Below are 14,779 nucleotides of genomic sequence, written 5' to 3'. Positions count from 1 at the left end.
CCGCAAACACCCCAGCCTGGGCATAATAGGCGCACGAAGGATCACACCAGTACTCGAAAGGGATGGGTATGAATCACTCTCGTCACGGCGACGCGGCATCGAAAGACGGCACGCTCTACGTGTGTCCCATGCACCCGGAAATCCGCCAGGACCATCCGGGACGCTGTCCGAAGTGCCAGATGCATCTGGTGCCGCAGGGACAGCCAGAGGATCAGGCTGCGCATGCATACGGCGGCCATGATGCGCACCAGCATCATGATCACGGCAAGCGCCACGCGGGCCACGACGATGCCACCGCGCTCCCAGCCGCGCCCGCCGATGCCGCCACCGATGTCCCCGCGGGCACGATCTACACCTGCCCCATGCACCCGGAGATCCGCCAGGATCACCCCGGGAACTGCCCCAAATGCGGCATGACGCTCGAACCGCTCATCCCGCTGGACGAGGAAGACAACAGCGAACTCAAGGACTTTCAGCGCCGCTTCTGGTGGACGTTGCCCCTGACCCTCATCGTCGCCGTGATGGCCATGTTTGGCCATCGTCTGGGCTGGTTCGACATGGCGACCCAGAGCTGGCTGGAGCTGGCGCTATCCCTGCCGGTGGTGTTCTGGACGGGTTGGCCCTTCTTCGTGCGCGGCTGGCAATCCCTTGTGCATCGCAGCCCGAACATGTGGACCTTGATCAGCCTGGGCACGGCGGCGGCTTTCATCTACAGCGTGGTCGCCACGCTGGCGCCGGGCGTGTTCCCGGATTCCTTTGTATCGATGGGCCGCGTGGCGGTGTACTTCGAAGCCGCCGTGGTCATCATTTCGCTGACCATGCTGGGACAGATCCTGGAGCTGAAGGCGCGTTCGCAGACGTCCGCCGCGATCAAGGCCTTGCTCGGCCTGGCGCCCAAGACGGCGCGGCGTATCAACGCTGACGGCAGCGAGGAAGACGTGCCGCTGAACCATGTGCATGTGGGCGACCTGCTGCGCGTGCGGCCCGGCGAGAAGATCCCGGTGGACGGCGTCGTCACCGAAGGCCGCAGCGCCGTGGACGAGTCCATGCTTACCGGCGAGCCCGTGCCCGTCAGCAAGCGCGAGAACGACAAGCTGATCGGCGCCACCCTCAACACCAGCGGCACCCTGGTGATGCGATCGGAGAAGGTCGGCGCGGCCACCATGCTGGCGCAGATCGTGCAGATGGTCGCCAACGCCCAGCGCTCCAAGGCGCCCATGCAGCGCATGGCGGACGTGGTGGCGGGCAAGTTCGTCATTGCCGTGGTGCTGGTGGCGATCTCCACGCTGCTGGTGTGGGGCTTTTTCGGGCCGGAGCCTAGCTGGGTGTACGGCCTGATCAACGCGGTCGCGGTGCTGATCATCGCCTGCCCCTGCGCGCTGGGGCTGGCCACGCCCATGTCGGTCATGGTGGCCACGGGCCGCGCCGCGGCGCAGGGCGTGCTGTTCCGCGACGCTGGCGCGATCGAGAAAATGCGCGAGGTGGACACGCTGATCGTGGACAAGACCGGAACGCTCACCGAAGGCAAGCCAGCCTTCGACACCGCCATCGCCGCCCCCGGATATACGCCCGACGAAGTGCTGCGCCTGGCGGCCAGCCTGGACCAGGGCAGCGAACACCCGCTGGCCGACGCCATCGTCAGCGCGGCGCGCGCCCAGGGCCTGGCGCTGGCCAAGGCCGAGGACTTCGATTCCGGCAGCGGCATAGGCGTGCGCGGCACGGTGGAAGGCAAGCGCCTGGCGCTGGGCAACACCGCCCTGATGGAGCAGGAAGGCGTGCGGGTGGACGCGCTGCGCGCGGACGGCGAGCGCCTGCGCGGCGAAGGCGCCAGCATCATGCATTTGGCCGTGGACGGCCAGTTCGCCGGCATCCTGGCGGTGACCGACCCGATCAAGCCCAGCACGCATGAAGCCATCCAGAACCTGCACGACAGCGGCCTGCGCATCGTGATGGCGACAGGCGACGGCCTGACCACCGCCCGCGCCGTCGGCGCCGCGCTGCGCATCGACGAGGTGCACGGCGAGGTCAAGCCGGCCGACAAGCTGGCGCTGGTGGAAAAACTGCAGAAGGACGGCCACGTGGTGGCGATGGCGGGCGACGGCATCAACGACGCCCCCGCGCTGGCGCGCGCCGACGTGGGCGTGGCCATGGGCACGGGCACCGATGTAGCCATGAACAGCGGCCAGGTGACCCTGGTCAAGGGCGACCTGCGCGGGATCGCCGCCTCGCGCCAGATCTCGATCGACACCGTGCGCAACATGCGGCAGAACCTGATGTTCGCCTTTGTCTACAACGGCATCGGCGTGCCGATAGCGGCGGGCGTCCTGTATCCGTTCACGGGTTGGCTGCTGTCGCCGATGATCGCGGCGCTGGCGATGAGTTTGAGTTCGGCTTCGGTGATATTCAATGCGCTAAGGTTGCGGGGCGAAAAATAAGCGCCCCACACTGCAGGGAAATCTCTTTACTTGACGTCGTTCGTCCGCGCCTACGAGTTGTTCCAACAAGTCGGTACTTATCAAAATTTACCTAGCTTTTGGAACACTCACCCAACCGCGCCAGCGTCCCCGCCACCACCCTGTCGCAATCATCCCCATCGAACTCAAACAGACTCTTCTCCATCACCCCCACATCCCGCACCAGCGCTTCGCGCAGCAGTGCGTTGGCGCGAAAGTGGCGGCTGCGGACGGTGGCCTCGGGAATGCCCAGGCAGTGCGCCGTTTCCTCGACGGACAGTTCCTCGACCGAGCGCAGCACGAACACGGTCCGGAACGAGACCGGCAAGGCGTCCAGCCGCGCTTCGAGCAGGCCCCTGAGCTCGGCTCGGGCAGCGGCGTGGTAAGGCGGGTTGAAGTCGTTGATGGTCATCGCATCAACCTCTTTCTCGATGTCGTCGGCGATGGGCAACAGCGCCTCGCGGCGGCTGTGCTTGCGCAGCCGGCCGTAGCATTCGTTGAGCAAGAGCCGTGTCAGCCAGGTGTACAGCGTCGACTCGCCGCGGAACGCGGCCATGTTCCGATAGGCTGCCAGGTAGGCTTCCTGCAAGGCATCTTCGGCGTCGGCATCGTTGCGCAGGGTGGCGCGCGCCAGGCGGTAGAGCCGCCGGTTGTGCCGCCGCATCATCAATTCGAATGCGGTCTGCTCGCCTGCCGCGATACGGTGCGCGAGCGCCAGGTCTTCATCCTCGGCCCGCCGTAACGCCAGCGCCGCAAGTGCAGTCATGAGTCTGACCTCCGCCATGCGTCATTGCGCAATCAAGGTGCCCTGCATCGTCGGATGGAACAGGCAGAAGTAGGCGCTGCTGCCCTCCTCTCGGACAGTGTAGGTCCAGGACACGCCGGCTGCGATCACCCCTGAGTCGAAGGCCTTGGAAACCGCGGTGGCGGTGTGCGGGACGGGGTCCTTGTTGATCCATGTGACCTTGTCGCCCCGCTTGACGGCCAGCGTCGCGGGCGTGAACTGCATCCCTTCGATGGTCACCACATGTTCGGCCAGCCGGGTGCCGGCTGGGTTCTGTTGGGCGGCGGCCAACCCGCCCGCCAGCAACAGGCCCGCAGCCAGCGCGGCCAGGCTTGCGCGTCCGGACCCGCGCGCTCCGGGGGTCGTTCTTTCAGCCACCGTTGAGCCTCTTTTGCAGGGATTTGGCATGCTCCAGGTGCGCGATGAACGCGGGCCGCACCTTGACCAGCAAGGCCTTCAACTCCGCGTTGTGGGCGCCCGGAATCAGGGTCGTGTCCAGCGCCTGGATCACCGCCTCGTGATAGGCCACTTCGTGGTCCACATAAGCCTTGTCGAAGGCGGCGCCGCTCATGCCCTTGAGCGCGGCAAGGTTCTTGTCGCCGCCCTGCTGCAGGCTGTCGCTGGTCGGGTTCGGTTCGGGGGTGACCTTCAGCTTCTGCACCAGTTCGCCGGCCGACTTGTTGACGGCGGCATGGTCGGTCACCATCAGCGTGGCGAACTCGCGGACATCCTTGTTGCCGGTCTTATCCTGCGCCAGCTTGCCGGCGTCGATGTCGACCTGGTTGGCCACCACCACGATCGCCGCGATCTGCGGATCCGTCGGCCCGTTGCCATGGGCAAATACCCCGCAGCTCACCAGGGCCAGCGCATAGAACCATCTTGCTTGAATCGCTTTCATCTCATCCCCCAAACCCTGGATGCAGGCGCGGCCGGAATGGCCAGGAATCTTGCCTGCTTATGGGGTTGGATGTCGCGAAAACGCGCCGCGTTCCGGCGCAGAAAACATACGGAGAAATCAGCCCACCGGCACCGCCATGCCGTACTTGGCGCGGTTCAGCACCACCAGCGTGGAAAAGCGCTTGACGTTGGGATTGCCCCAGAAATTGCGCTGGGCGAAGGCCTCGTATTCGGCCATGTCGCGCATGGTGATGGTCAGGACGAAATCCACCTCGCCCGTCACCGACAGGCACTGCATGATTTCCGGCGCGGACTGCATGGCGCGCTTGAACTGGTCGAGCTTGTCGGCGCGTTCGCTCTCCAGCGTCACCAGCACGACCATCATGATGCCGCGGCCCACGGCGGCGGGATCGACCACGGAAACGTCACCCAGCACCACCTTGGATTCGCGCAGCCGCTTCATGCGGCGCAGGCAGGAAACCGGCGACAGGTTCACGCGCTGCGCGACTTCCTGGCTGGTGCGCTGGTTGTCTTCCTGCAGGCTTTGCAGGATCTGGAGGTCGAAATCGTCTAGTTCCATAAGGGTCTCGGAACGGCTGGAAACGGGCTGGAAAGGACTCGCCAACAGATTCTAAGCCCGGCCGCGCCGGAATCCGGCCCCATTTTGACGGGAAACTTCATTTCCGCGTCCCGCGATGCAGGAATTATTCAGCAGGCTTGCTTACACTGAGAGCCCTCTGCCCGCGCCGCGGGTACGTCCGCCCCTCGTATCATGCCGTCACTCCAGCTTTTCCTGCTGTTCCTCGCCGCCGACGCGGCGCTCAAGCTCACGCCTGGCCCCGACATGGCGCTGACCCTGTCCCGAGGCATGACGCAGGGCTTCCGGCCCGCCTTCCACAGCGTCCTGGGCAACGTCGCCGCCGGATTCATCCAGGTGCCGGCGGTGGTACTGGGCCTGGCCTCGGTGCTGCAGGCGTTTCCGTCACTGTTCATGGGCATCAAGGCGGCCGGCGGCCTGTACCTGGGCTACCTGGGCATCAAGGCCATCGTCCGCTGCGCGCGCTCGGCCGACGTATCGCTGGCCGCACGCCCCGGGGATGCGCGCGACGCCTTCTGGCAAGGATTCACGACCAACCTGCTGAACCCCAAGGTGTTGCTGTTCATGATCGCCTTCCTGCCGCAGTTCACCACGCCGGACAACGGGCCGGTCTGGGTGCAGATGCTTGTGCTGGGCGTGACGATGAAAGTGTTGAGCCTGCCCTACGGCAGTTTCTTTGCCTACGGCGCCTCGCGCATCCGCGGCTGGGTGGGGCGCAATCCCTGGTTCCTGCGCATGCAGCAAGGCCTGCTTGGCGCCGTCATGCTTGGGCTGGCGCTGTATGTGCTTTACTCCACCGCCGCACACCTGACGCCCTGAACCTGCCGCCGTTCCCTACGCATTCCGCTTTTCCGCCATCGCCATGACCGCCGCAACCCTGAATACCGGACGCAACGCGTCGTCCTCCACCCTGCTCCCCATCCTGTCGTTGATCGGCGCGATGGCCTCGCTATGCGTCGGCACCTCGTTCGCCAAGTCCCTCTTCCCGATGGTCGGCGCGCAGGGCACGACTGCCTACCGCATCGCCATCGGCGCGCTGATCCTGGTGGCGATCTGGCGCCCGTGGCGCTTTCCGCTGACGCGCCAGGCGGCGGCCAAGATCGCGCTGTATGGCGTGACGCTGGCCTGCATGAACCTGCTGTTCTACATGGCCTTGCGCACGCTGCCTCTGGGCGTGGCCATTGCCATCGAATTCATCGGCCCGTTGACCCTGGCCGTAGCGCTGTCGCGGCGCGCCATCGACTTCGTCTGGATCGGTTGCGCCATCGCCGGCTTGGTACTGCTGATTCCCACGGGACAATCGGTGCACGACCTGGATCCCGTCGGCATCGCCTTTGCGCTGGGCGCGGCGGTGTGCTGGGCGCTCTACATCATCTTCGGCAAGATGGCCGGCAACGTGCATGGCGGACAGGCCACGTCGCTTGGGCTGACCGCGGCGACGCTGGTGGCGCTGCCCATAGGTGCAGCGCATGCCGGCGCCGCCCTGCTGGATCCGACCCTGATCCTGGCCGGCATCGCGGTGGGCGTGCTATCCAGCGCCTTGCCCTATTCGCTGGAAATGGTGGCGTTACGGCGCCTGCCGCAAAAGACCTTCGGCGTGCTGCTCAGTATGGAGCCCGCCATGGGCGCGCTGGCCGGCGTGATCGTACTGAACGAGCAGCTGTCGCAAACGCAATGGCTGGCCATCTGCGGGATCATCGTCGCGTCCGCAGGCTGCGCGGCCACCGCCCGCCGGCAAAACACCGCCCCCACGCCCGCGCCGGACTGAGCGCGGACGCGCGCCGCCGCCCAAGGCCGTTTCAGCCGAATCCGATCTCGCGGCGGGGCGGCGCCAGCGGATCGAAGTCTTCCCAGTGGTTGTTGCGCCAGCGGCCGTTGGCGTGTTCCACGTCCGCGCCGCCGGCATCGCGCAGGATGCGGCACGCCAGCATTTCGCGCTGCGGCCGCGTGCGCACGGCAACCATCACGCCGGCCTGCCGGATCTCGGCATGGGAATCAGGATTGAAGTGGCCATGCTGGGTGCTGCCGTGGCCCGTCACCCAAAGCGCGCCGAAGAGCGATCCCAGATAGGCGCCGACCCCGGCCGCGGCCAGGATCAGTGGCGTGGAATCGCTGATCTCGGACATCACGAACCCGCCAAACACCGCGAAACCTGCGCCCACCCCGCCCGCCCCCAGAAAAGCGCCGATATCGGCGCGTCCCGAGTCCGGGTCGGAACGGCGGTCGCCGCCCAAGGGGTAGCGGCCGTGCTCGCCGGCCGGATTGACGTAGAAGGTATTGATGTCCCAGTCTGGAAAACCGCTGGCGGACAGGCGCTCGGCCGCGGCGTTCGCCGCTTCGAAACCCTCGAACCGGGCTGCTACGATCAGAGACATGATGTGCTCCTTGCCCGGGCTGCCGGGCAGGATATACGTGTCTTTATCGTACGCCCGCGGCGCGGGCGCGAACGCGCCGGTTACACCTTGCGGCGGCTGTTACCGTCCGCCGTCAGTTGGCGGAAATGTTCTTGCTCCGGATCACCGCGCCCCAACGCTCGTATTCCTTGCGCGCATAGTCCGCGAAGGCCTGCGGCGTGCTGCCCGTGGGCTCCATGCCCTGCAGCTTCAATTGCTCGGCCACCTCTGGCGAACGCAAGGCCTGCTCGATGGCCTGGCTGAGTTTCTCCACCACCGGCGCCGGCGTGCCCGCGGGCGCCACCACGCCCTGCCAGGCAGCAGCCTCGAATGCCGGGCCGCCCGCCTCGGCGAAGGTCGGCACCTGGGGCAATTGCCCGGAGCGCTGCGCGGCCGGCACCGCGATGGCGCGCAGCTTGCCCGCCTGGATCAGCGGGCGGGCGGCGGCCAGATCGGCCATCATCATCGGCACCACGCCGGACGCCACGTCCTGCAGGGCGGGCGGCGTGCCCTTGTAGGGAATGGCCGTGGCGCGGCCCTGGACGGTATCCAGGAACAGCTCCATGGCCAGGTGATGGGGGCTGCCCACGCCCAGGGACGCATAGCTGCCCGGTTTGTCGCGCTTGAGGTATGCCTTCACGTCGGCCAGCGTATGCATCTGGGTATCGGGCGACACCACCAGCACGATGGGCAGCGACACGAGCGTGGAAACGGGGGTCAGGTCCTTCCCTGGATCGTAGGGCAGCTTCTGATACAGCCAGGGGTTCAGCGCCAGGGTGCTCATCCCCGCCGTCAGCAGGGTGTAGCCGTCAGGCGCGGCGCGGGCGGTTTCCTGGGCGGCGACGATGGTGGCCGCGCCCGGACGGTTTTCCACCACCACCGGCTGGCCCAGCGCGTCGCCCACGTGCTTGGCGACGATGCGGGTGGCGATGTCGCTACCCCCGCCCGCGCTGAACGGCACCAGCCAGCGGATCGGATGATCGGGAAACCCGGCCGCCGCAGCCTGGCCCGGGACGATTGCAGCCCCTGCCAGCGCCGCCGCCAGCAAGGCGCGATGCAGTATGCCTTTGAACATGTGCGCTCTCCTCGCCTGCCTATTTATTTAACATATTAATGATTTATTATCGGACGCAGGACGCTGGCGCACATCACAGGAAAAACCCGCAGTCCAAGCATCAGGACCGGCGTCAGGTGCGCGCGGCGGCAAGCCAGCGCAAGCCGGCCGACGTGCCGGCGGCCGGCCGGTACTCGCAGCCTATCCAGCCGCCGTATTCCAGTTCGCGCAGCACATTGAACACCCAGCCATAGTCCAGTTCGCCACGGTCAGGCTCCTGGCGCAGCGGCACGCCGGCGATCTGCAGATGGCCGACCCGCCCCGTGGGCAGGTATTCGCGCAGCTTCATGGTGAGGTCGCCCTCGACGATCTGGCAGTGGTAGAGATCCATCTGCACTTTCAGGTTGGACGCATTGACCGCCTGCACCACGGCATGCGCCTCGTCTTGGCGGTTCAGGAAATAGCCGGGTATGTCGCGGGTATTGATGGGTTCGATCAACACGGTGACGCCCGCCGAACGCGCCTGGCGCGCGGCCCAGTCCAGGTTCTCGCGATAGCAATCCAGCATGGCCTCGCGCGATGCGCCGGGTTGGACCAGGCCCGCCATCACATGGAGATTCGGGCAGGCCAGCGCCGTAGCGTAGGACAGCGCCTGTTCGATGCCCGCCTGGAATTCCGCCTGCCGTCCCGGTTGCGCGGCCAGTCCGCGATCGCCGCGGGCGGCCACGCCGGGCGGCGCGTTGAAGAGCACCTGCGTCACGCCGGCTGCGTCCATGCGTTCGCGCACGAAGGCGGCCGGAGCCTCGTAGGGAAACATGCATTCCACGCCGGCGTACCCGTCCGCCGCAGCGGCCGCGTAGCGGTCCAGGAACGCGTGTTCCGTGTACATCATCGAAAGATTGGCGGCGAACTTCAACATGGCGGAGGCTCCGGACCGGGCGGCATGCATGGAAATTAGCACAACCGCCCGCCCCGCCATCGCCGCAGCGCTAGGCGCCGAAGTCGGGCGCCGGGTGCAGGGTCAGCCGCGGTCCCGCCTTGAGCAGCTGGCTGGGGATGTCGTGCCCCACCAGCGCGGGCAAGGTCGCCGATACGCCAAGTATGGCGTCCAGGTCCACGCCGGTGTCGTAGCCCATCAGTTCCAGCATGTGCACCAGTTCCTCGGTGCAGACGTTGCCGCTGGCCCCCGGCGCGTACGGGCAGCCGCCCAATCCGCCCAGCGATGCGTCGAAGCGGTCGATGCCGGCCTCGATGGCCATCAGCGTATTGGCCAGCGCCATGCCGCGCGTATTGTGGAAGTGCATGGTGGTGGTCAGTCCCGGGAACAGCTTGCGGACCTCGCGCCCGATTTTGCCGACCTGCGTGGGATAGGCCATGCCGGTGGTGTCGCATAGCGTCACCCCGTCCACCCCCAGCGCCGCGAAGCGTCCCACCAGTTCGAACACCTCGAAAGCATTGATGTCGCCTTCCATCGGGCAGCCGAACACGGTGGACAGCGACACGTTGATGGCGACGCGGCTGCCGCGCACCGCATTGACCACATCGCTCAATTGCTCGAACGACTGCTCCCGCGTCATGCGCAGGTTGGCGCGGTTATGGGTCTCGCTGACCGACATCACCAGGTTGACCTCGTCCACCTTGCACTCCAGCGCCCGCTGCGCGCCGCGCACATTGGGCACCAGCACGGTGTAGACGACGTCCGGATTGCGCTCGATCTCGTGCATCACGATCTCGGCGTCGCGCAAGGCGGGAATGGCCTTGGGCGAGGTAAAGGACGTGGCCTCGATCTTGGCGAATCCGCTGGCGGACAGCCGGTTGATGAAGGCAATCTTGTCCTGGGTTTCGATGAACTGCTTTTCGTTCTGGAAGCCGTCGCGCGGCGCGACTTCCTGGATGTACAGCCGCGGGCGGCTGGCAGTGGTTCCGGGGTTGGTCACATTCATGGCTGCCTTCCTCAGATGATGCCGCGCGCGCGCCAGTCCTGGCGCTGCGCCTCGCCTATGCCCAGCCCGGCCAGCACCTGGTCGGTGTCCTGGCCCAGGGCGGGCGCCGGGCTGCGCACTTCGCCCGGAGTTTCCGACAGCTTGGGCACGATGCCCGGCACCTGCACGGGCGTGCCGTCAGGCAGCGTGCCGTCCAGGATCATGCCGCGCGCCTGGTAGTGCGGGTCGGCCGCGATATCGGCCACGTCATAGATCTTGCCCGCGGGAATCTGGCCGTCATTCAAGCGCTCCAGCACCAGGTCCAGCGGATGCTGGCCGGTCCATTGCGAAATCGCGTCGTCAAGCATGACCACGTGCTTCACGCGCCCGGCGTTGTTCGCCAGTTCCGGCGCATCGGCCAGATCGGGCCGGCCGATCACGCCCATCAGGCGCTTGAAGATGCTGTCGCCATTGCCGGCGATCAGCACGTACTTGTTGTCCTGGCAGCGGTAGGCGTTGCTGGGCGCGATGCCCGGCAGGCTGCTGCCGGCCGGCTGGCGGATCTCGCCGAACACCGAATACTCGGGCAGCAGGCTCTCCATCATGTTGAAGACGGATTCATACAGCGCCACATCGATCATCTGGCCCGTGCCATTCTGGTCGCGCGCGCGCAGCGCCAGCAGGATGCCGATGACGCCGTGCAACGCCGACAGCGAATCGCCGATGGACACGCCCACGCGCACCGGCGTGCGGTCAGGCTCGCCGCTGAGGTGGCGCAGGCCGCCCATGGCCTCGCCGATGGCGCCGAACCCGGGCAGATCGCGGTACGGACCCGTCTGGCCGTAGCCGGACACGCGCAGCATCACCAGCCGCGGGTTGATGGCGCGCAGTTCTTCCCAGCCCAGGCCCCAGCCTTCCATGGTGCCGGGCTTGAAGTTCTCGACCACCACGTCGATGTCCTTGACCAGGGACCGGATCAGGTCTTGCGCCTCGGGCTTGCGCAGGTCCAGGCTGACCGACTTCTTGTTGCGCGACTGCACTTGCCACCAGACGGAAGTGCCGTCGTGGATCAGGCGCCAGTTGCGCAGAGGATCGCCCTTGCCGGGCGGTTCGATCTTGATGACCTCGGCGCCGAATTCGCCCAGCATCTTGGCGGCGAACGGTCCGGCGATCAGCTGGCCCAACTCCAGCACTCGGATCCCGCTCAATGGTTTGGATGACATGATTGCCTCGTCAGCTCTTGTGTTTGCCCAGATAGGCCTCGCGCACGCGCTCGCTGGCCAACAACTCCTGGCCCGTGCCCTCCATCACAATGGAGCCCACTTCCAGGACATATGCGCGGTCGGAGATCGCCAACGCCTGGTTGGCCATCTGTTCGACCAGCAGGATCGTCATGCCGCGCTCTTTCAGCGACTTGATGATCTTGAAGATCTCGGCCACGATCAGCGGCGCCAGTCCGAGCGAGGGCTCGTCCAGCATCAGGATGCGCGGCTTGCTCATCAAGGCGCGGCAGATGGCCAGCATCTGCTGTTCGCCGCCAGAAAGCGTGCCCGCGTATTGCGCGCGGCGCTCCTTCAGGCGCGGGAACATCGCAAAGCACTGCTCGATCTCCGCAGCCAGTTCAGCGGGCGATTCCTTGCGCAGGAACGCACCCAGCATCAGGTTGTCGTAGACGGTCTGGTCGGGGAACACCTGGCGCCCTTCCGGCACGTGGGCGATACCCAGCCCCACCCGCTTGTGCGCGCTGATCCCGCCCAGGTCCTGCCCGGCGAACGCGATGTCGCCAGTGGATTTTTCGATGCCCGACAGCGCGCGCATCATGGTGCTCTTGCCCGCGCCGTTGCCACCGATGATGGTCACGATCTCGTTCGTGTCCACATGCAGCGACACCTGCTTCAGGGCATTGACGGCGCCATAGCTGACCGCCAGGTTCTTGATGTCCAGTAAACGGCTCATTGCGGTCTCCTATGCCGGCGCGCCCAGGTAGGCTTCGATGACTTTCGGATTCTCCTGGATGTGGTTCGGCAGGCCCGAAGCGATCTTCACGCCGTAGTCCAGCACCACGATATGGTCGGAAATGGCCATGACCAGATCCATGTGGTGCTCGATCAGCAGGATGGTCAGGCCCATGTTCTTGAGCTTCACGATCAGGTCCGTAAGCTGGTCGGTTTCCGCTGGATTCAGGCCTGCGGCAGGCTCGTCCAGCAACAGCAGGTCCGGCATGGCCGCCACCGCGCGGGCGATTTCCAGGCGGCGCTGCAGGCCGTAAGGCAGGCTGTTGGCGGCATCGTCCGCGTAGCGATCCAGCTCGAAAAACCGGAGAATGGCGTAGGCCTGGCGGCGGATGCGCCGCTCTTCGGCCAGGCTGCCGGGCAAGCCCAGCAGGTTGGAGAAGAAGCTGGACTTCTGCACCCGGTAGAAGCCCACCATCACGTTCTCCAGCGCGCTCAGCCCGTCGAACAGCTTCAGGTTCTGGAACGTGCGGCCAATGCCGGACGCAGCGATCTCATTGGGAGACAAGCCGACCATCTGGCGGTTCTTGAAGCGGATGCTGCCGGCGTCCGGCACCACCAGGCCCGACAGCAGGTTCAGGGTGGTGGTCTTGCCGGCGCCATTGGGGCCGATCAGCGACACGACGGAACCGCGCTCCAGCGAGAACGACACCTTGTTGGTAGGCACCACGCCGCCGAAGGCTTTGTACAGGTCCTTCACTTCCAGGAAGCCGGACGCCGCGCCGCCGCGGTCGGCAGGAGGCGCCGGCGTCCAGTCGGCGGCGCCCGCCTCGGCAGCCAGCGCCTCGCGCTGGCCGCGCTTGGGCAGCACCTTGGCCAGCAGGCCCGCCAGCCCTTCCGGCATGGCGTACAGCGCGAACAGCAGGATCAGACCATAGGCGAAATGCTGCACTTCCGGCCAGCGCGCCAGCATGGCGTCGATCACCGTCAGCACCACCGCGCCCAGGAAAGAGCCCCCCGGCGTGCGGCCGCCGAACAGCACCAGCACCAGGAAGAACACCGACAGGTTGAAATTGACGAAGTCCGAATTGATGTACTGGTTCTGCTGCGCCACCAGGCCGCCCGCGATGCCGCAGGTGATGGCGCTGATGGCGAAGGCCAGGATCTTGAAGCGGTAAACGCTGATGCCCACGCTCTCCGCCGCAATCTCGGACGTGCGCACCGCGGCGAAGCCGCGGCCGAAACGGCCGTTCAACAGCAGCGAGGTCATGGCGTGCAGCGCCAGGCCCAACACCACGACCACCACCACCCACTGGCGGCTGTCCAGCGTGGCGCCGCCGAAGGTCAGGCCGGTGATGCCGTAGAAGCCTTCCTGCCCCTTGAACACGTCGGTCCATTCGGACACGATCTTTTCGATCAGAAGGCCAAAGGCGATGGTCACCATCGCCAGGCTCGGCCCCTTGACCTTCAGCGCCGGAATGGCGATCACCACGCCGAAGACCGCTGAAACAACCGCGGCGCAGCCCAGCGCCAGCCAGGGATCGACCTGGTAGTTCACGGTCAGGAGCGCCACCGTGTAGGCGCCGACGCCGAACAGGCCGGCATGGCCCAGCGACTTCTGCCCGGTCTGGCCGACCAGGATGTTGAAGCCGGTGGCAGCGATGTAATAGACCCCGATGTTGAACAGGATCAGCAGATAGAAGTCATTCAGGCCCGAATAGGCGTAGCCGATGGCAAGCGCCGCGATGACCAGCGGAATGAGGATTTTGGAGAGCTTCATACTTTCTCCGCATGCACGCGACCGAGGATGCCGGCCGGGCGGAAATACAGCACCACGATGATCAGCGCGAACACCGCGATCTCGCGCAGGTTCGAATACCAGAGGCCGATCAGCGATTCCAGCAGCCCGATCAGAAAGCCGCCAAAAATGCAGCCGCGCGGATTCTCCAGCCCGCCCAGGATTGCGGCCGAAAAGGCCTTGAGCGACAGCAGCGTGCCCACGAACACCGAGGCGGTGGCAATCGGCGCGACCATGACGCCGGCGATCGCGGCCAGCGCCGAACTGATTGCGAACACGGCAATCGCAACCGCGTTGGCATTGATGCCCATCAGGCTGGCGGCGGTCTTGCTGAACGCCACCGCGCGCACCGCCTTGCCCATCTTGGTCTTGTGCAAGGCCCAGTCGAACACGATCATCAGCGCCAGCGTGGTGCCGAACACCAGGATTTCCTGCGGCCGCACGCCGGTACCCAGGACCGTGATGATGCCCTCGCCCAGCGGCGACGCCACCGCGATGGGCGCCGGGCCCCAGACCAGCAGCGCCAGGTTCTGGATGATGATGCCAAAGCCGATGGTGCTCATCACCCAGGACAGCCCCGCCTCGCCCACGAAGTGGCGGATGGCGGTGATGTAGAGCACGTAGCCCAGCAGGCTCAGGACCAGCATGGCGGCCAGCAGGGCGAACAGGAACGTGCCCCAGGTTACGTCCTCCGGATTCGGAAAACCGATCAGCTTGCCCTGGCTGACCAGCAGGATGGCGCTGATGCCGATCAGGCCGGCCAGCGCCAGGAATGCGCCCTGTCCGAAGTTGAAGGTCTTGGTCGTGGTGTACGTGATGCTGAACCCGAACGCGACCAGGGCATAGACGCTGCCCATGGCCAGCCCGCTCAAGATGGCTTGTAGTATTTGCATGCTGGATGCCCCCCTATTGACGACTCCCCGGCGCG

Annotated in this window: 15 protein-coding genes; 3 read left to right on the top strand and 12 right to left on the bottom strand. The window is 66.0% G+C overall.

Going from position 1 to position 14,779, the window contains the following annotated elements; genetic code table 11:
* Positions 1-68 precede the first annotated feature (68 nt).
* On the top strand, positions 69-2,435 hold the full coding sequence (locus tag HV793_RS10045) for a copper-transporting P-type ATPase (RefSeq protein WP_425321799.1): 2,367 nt from the start codon (positions 69-71) through the stop codon (positions 2,433-2,435).
* Positions 2,436-2,526: 91 nt separating this feature from the next.
* Here HV793_RS10045 and HV793_RS10040 read toward each other — a convergent pair whose 3' ends face one another.
* The 4 genes from HV793_RS10040 to HV793_RS10025 all read right to left on the bottom strand — a co-directional run bounded on the left by HV793_RS10040 (position 2,527) and on the right by HV793_RS10025 (position 4,714).
* The gene (locus HV793_RS10040; protein WP_175160886.1) at positions 2,527-3,219 is read right to left on the bottom strand and encodes an RNA polymerase sigma factor; all 693 of its coding nucleotides are present in this window, start codon (positions 3,217-3,219) and stop codon (positions 2,527-2,529) included.
* A 21-nt stretch (positions 3,220-3,240) separates the two neighbouring features.
* Entirely contained in the window at positions 3,241-3,615 is a 375-nt protein-coding gene (locus HV793_RS10035) for a cupredoxin domain-containing protein (RefSeq protein WP_054457636.1), read from the bottom strand.
* Entirely contained in the window at positions 3,608-4,135 is a 528-nt protein-coding gene (locus HV793_RS10030) for a DUF4142 domain-containing protein (RefSeq protein ID WP_054457637.1), read from the bottom strand. Before HV793_RS10030 ends, HV793_RS10035 begins: the two co-directional genes overlap by 8 nt.
* Positions 4,136-4,252: 117 nt before the next feature.
* Positions 4,253-4,714, bottom strand: a complete 462-nt coding sequence (locus HV793_RS10025) for an Lrp/AsnC family transcriptional regulator (RefSeq protein ID WP_054457638.1) — start codon at positions 4,712-4,714, stop codon at positions 4,253-4,255.
* Positions 4,715-4,906: 192 nt separating this feature from the next.
* Between HV793_RS10025 and HV793_RS10020 the strand changes: the two genes are divergently transcribed.
* Entirely contained in the window at positions 4,907-5,551 is a 645-nt protein-coding gene (locus HV793_RS10020) for a LysE family translocator (protein WP_082401232.1), read from the top strand.
* A gap of 43 nt (positions 5,552-5,594) precedes the next feature.
* A complete protein-coding gene (locus HV793_RS10015) occupies positions 5,595-6,500 on the top strand; it encodes an EamA family transporter (RefSeq protein ID WP_082401233.1) in 906 nt (301 codons plus the stop codon).
* Positions 6,501-6,531: 31 nt separating this feature from the next.
* Here HV793_RS10015 and HV793_RS10010 read toward each other — a convergent pair whose 3' ends face one another.
* From HV793_RS10010 to HV793_RS09975, 8 genes are all read right to left on the bottom strand, one after another.
* A complete protein-coding gene (locus HV793_RS10010; protein ID WP_054457639.1) occupies positions 6,532-7,107 on the bottom strand; it encodes a hypothetical protein in 576 nt (191 codons plus the stop codon).
* Between the two features lie 112 nt (positions 7,108-7,219).
* Positions 7,220-8,200: a Bug family tripartite tricarboxylate transporter substrate binding protein gene (locus tag HV793_RS10005; protein ID WP_175213077.1), complete on the bottom strand. Its 981-nt coding sequence runs from the start codon at positions 8,198-8,200 to the stop codon at positions 7,220-7,222.
* Between the two features lie 112 nt (positions 8,201-8,312).
* Entirely contained in the window at positions 8,313-9,098 is a 786-nt protein-coding gene (gene otnI / locus HV793_RS10000; protein ID WP_054457641.1) for a 2-oxo-tetronate isomerase, read from the bottom strand.
* A gap of 70 nt (positions 9,099-9,168) precedes the next feature.
* Positions 9,169-10,122 (bottom strand): hydroxymethylglutaryl-CoA lyase, encoded by a 954-nt coding sequence (locus HV793_RS09995; protein WP_054457642.1) that lies wholly within the window; start codon positions 10,120-10,122, stop codon positions 9,169-9,171.
* A gap of 11 nt (positions 10,123-10,133) precedes the next feature.
* Positions 10,134-11,324 carry a CaiB/BaiF CoA transferase family protein gene (locus HV793_RS09990; RefSeq protein ID WP_054457643.1) on the bottom strand — a complete coding sequence of 397 codons (1,191 nt, stop codon included), beginning with the start codon at positions 11,322-11,324 and terminating at the stop codon, positions 10,134-10,136.
* 10 nt (positions 11,325-11,334) lie between these two features.
* Positions 11,335-12,057, bottom strand: a complete 723-nt coding sequence (locus HV793_RS09985) for an ABC transporter ATP-binding protein (protein ID WP_054457644.1) — start codon at positions 12,055-12,057, stop codon at positions 11,335-11,337.
* 9 nt (positions 12,058-12,066) lie between these two features.
* Positions 12,067-13,833: a branched-chain amino acid ABC transporter ATP-binding protein/permease gene (locus HV793_RS09980; RefSeq protein ID WP_175213076.1), complete on the bottom strand. Its 1,767-nt coding sequence runs from the start codon at positions 13,831-13,833 to the stop codon at positions 12,067-12,069.
* Entirely contained in the window at positions 13,830-14,744 is a 915-nt protein-coding gene (locus HV793_RS09975; RefSeq protein WP_082401234.1) for a branched-chain amino acid ABC transporter permease, read from the bottom strand. Before HV793_RS09975 ends, HV793_RS09980 begins: the two co-directional genes overlap by 4 nt.
* Positions 14,745-14,779 lie beyond the last annotated feature (35 nt).

It is taken from the genome of Achromobacter aegrifaciens (assembly GCF_902859965.1).
GTDB lineage: Bacteria > Pseudomonadota > Gammaproteobacteria > Burkholderiales > Burkholderiaceae_B > Achromobacter > Achromobacter aegrifaciens.
This window is presented reverse-complemented; position numbering and strand designations above follow the sequence as displayed.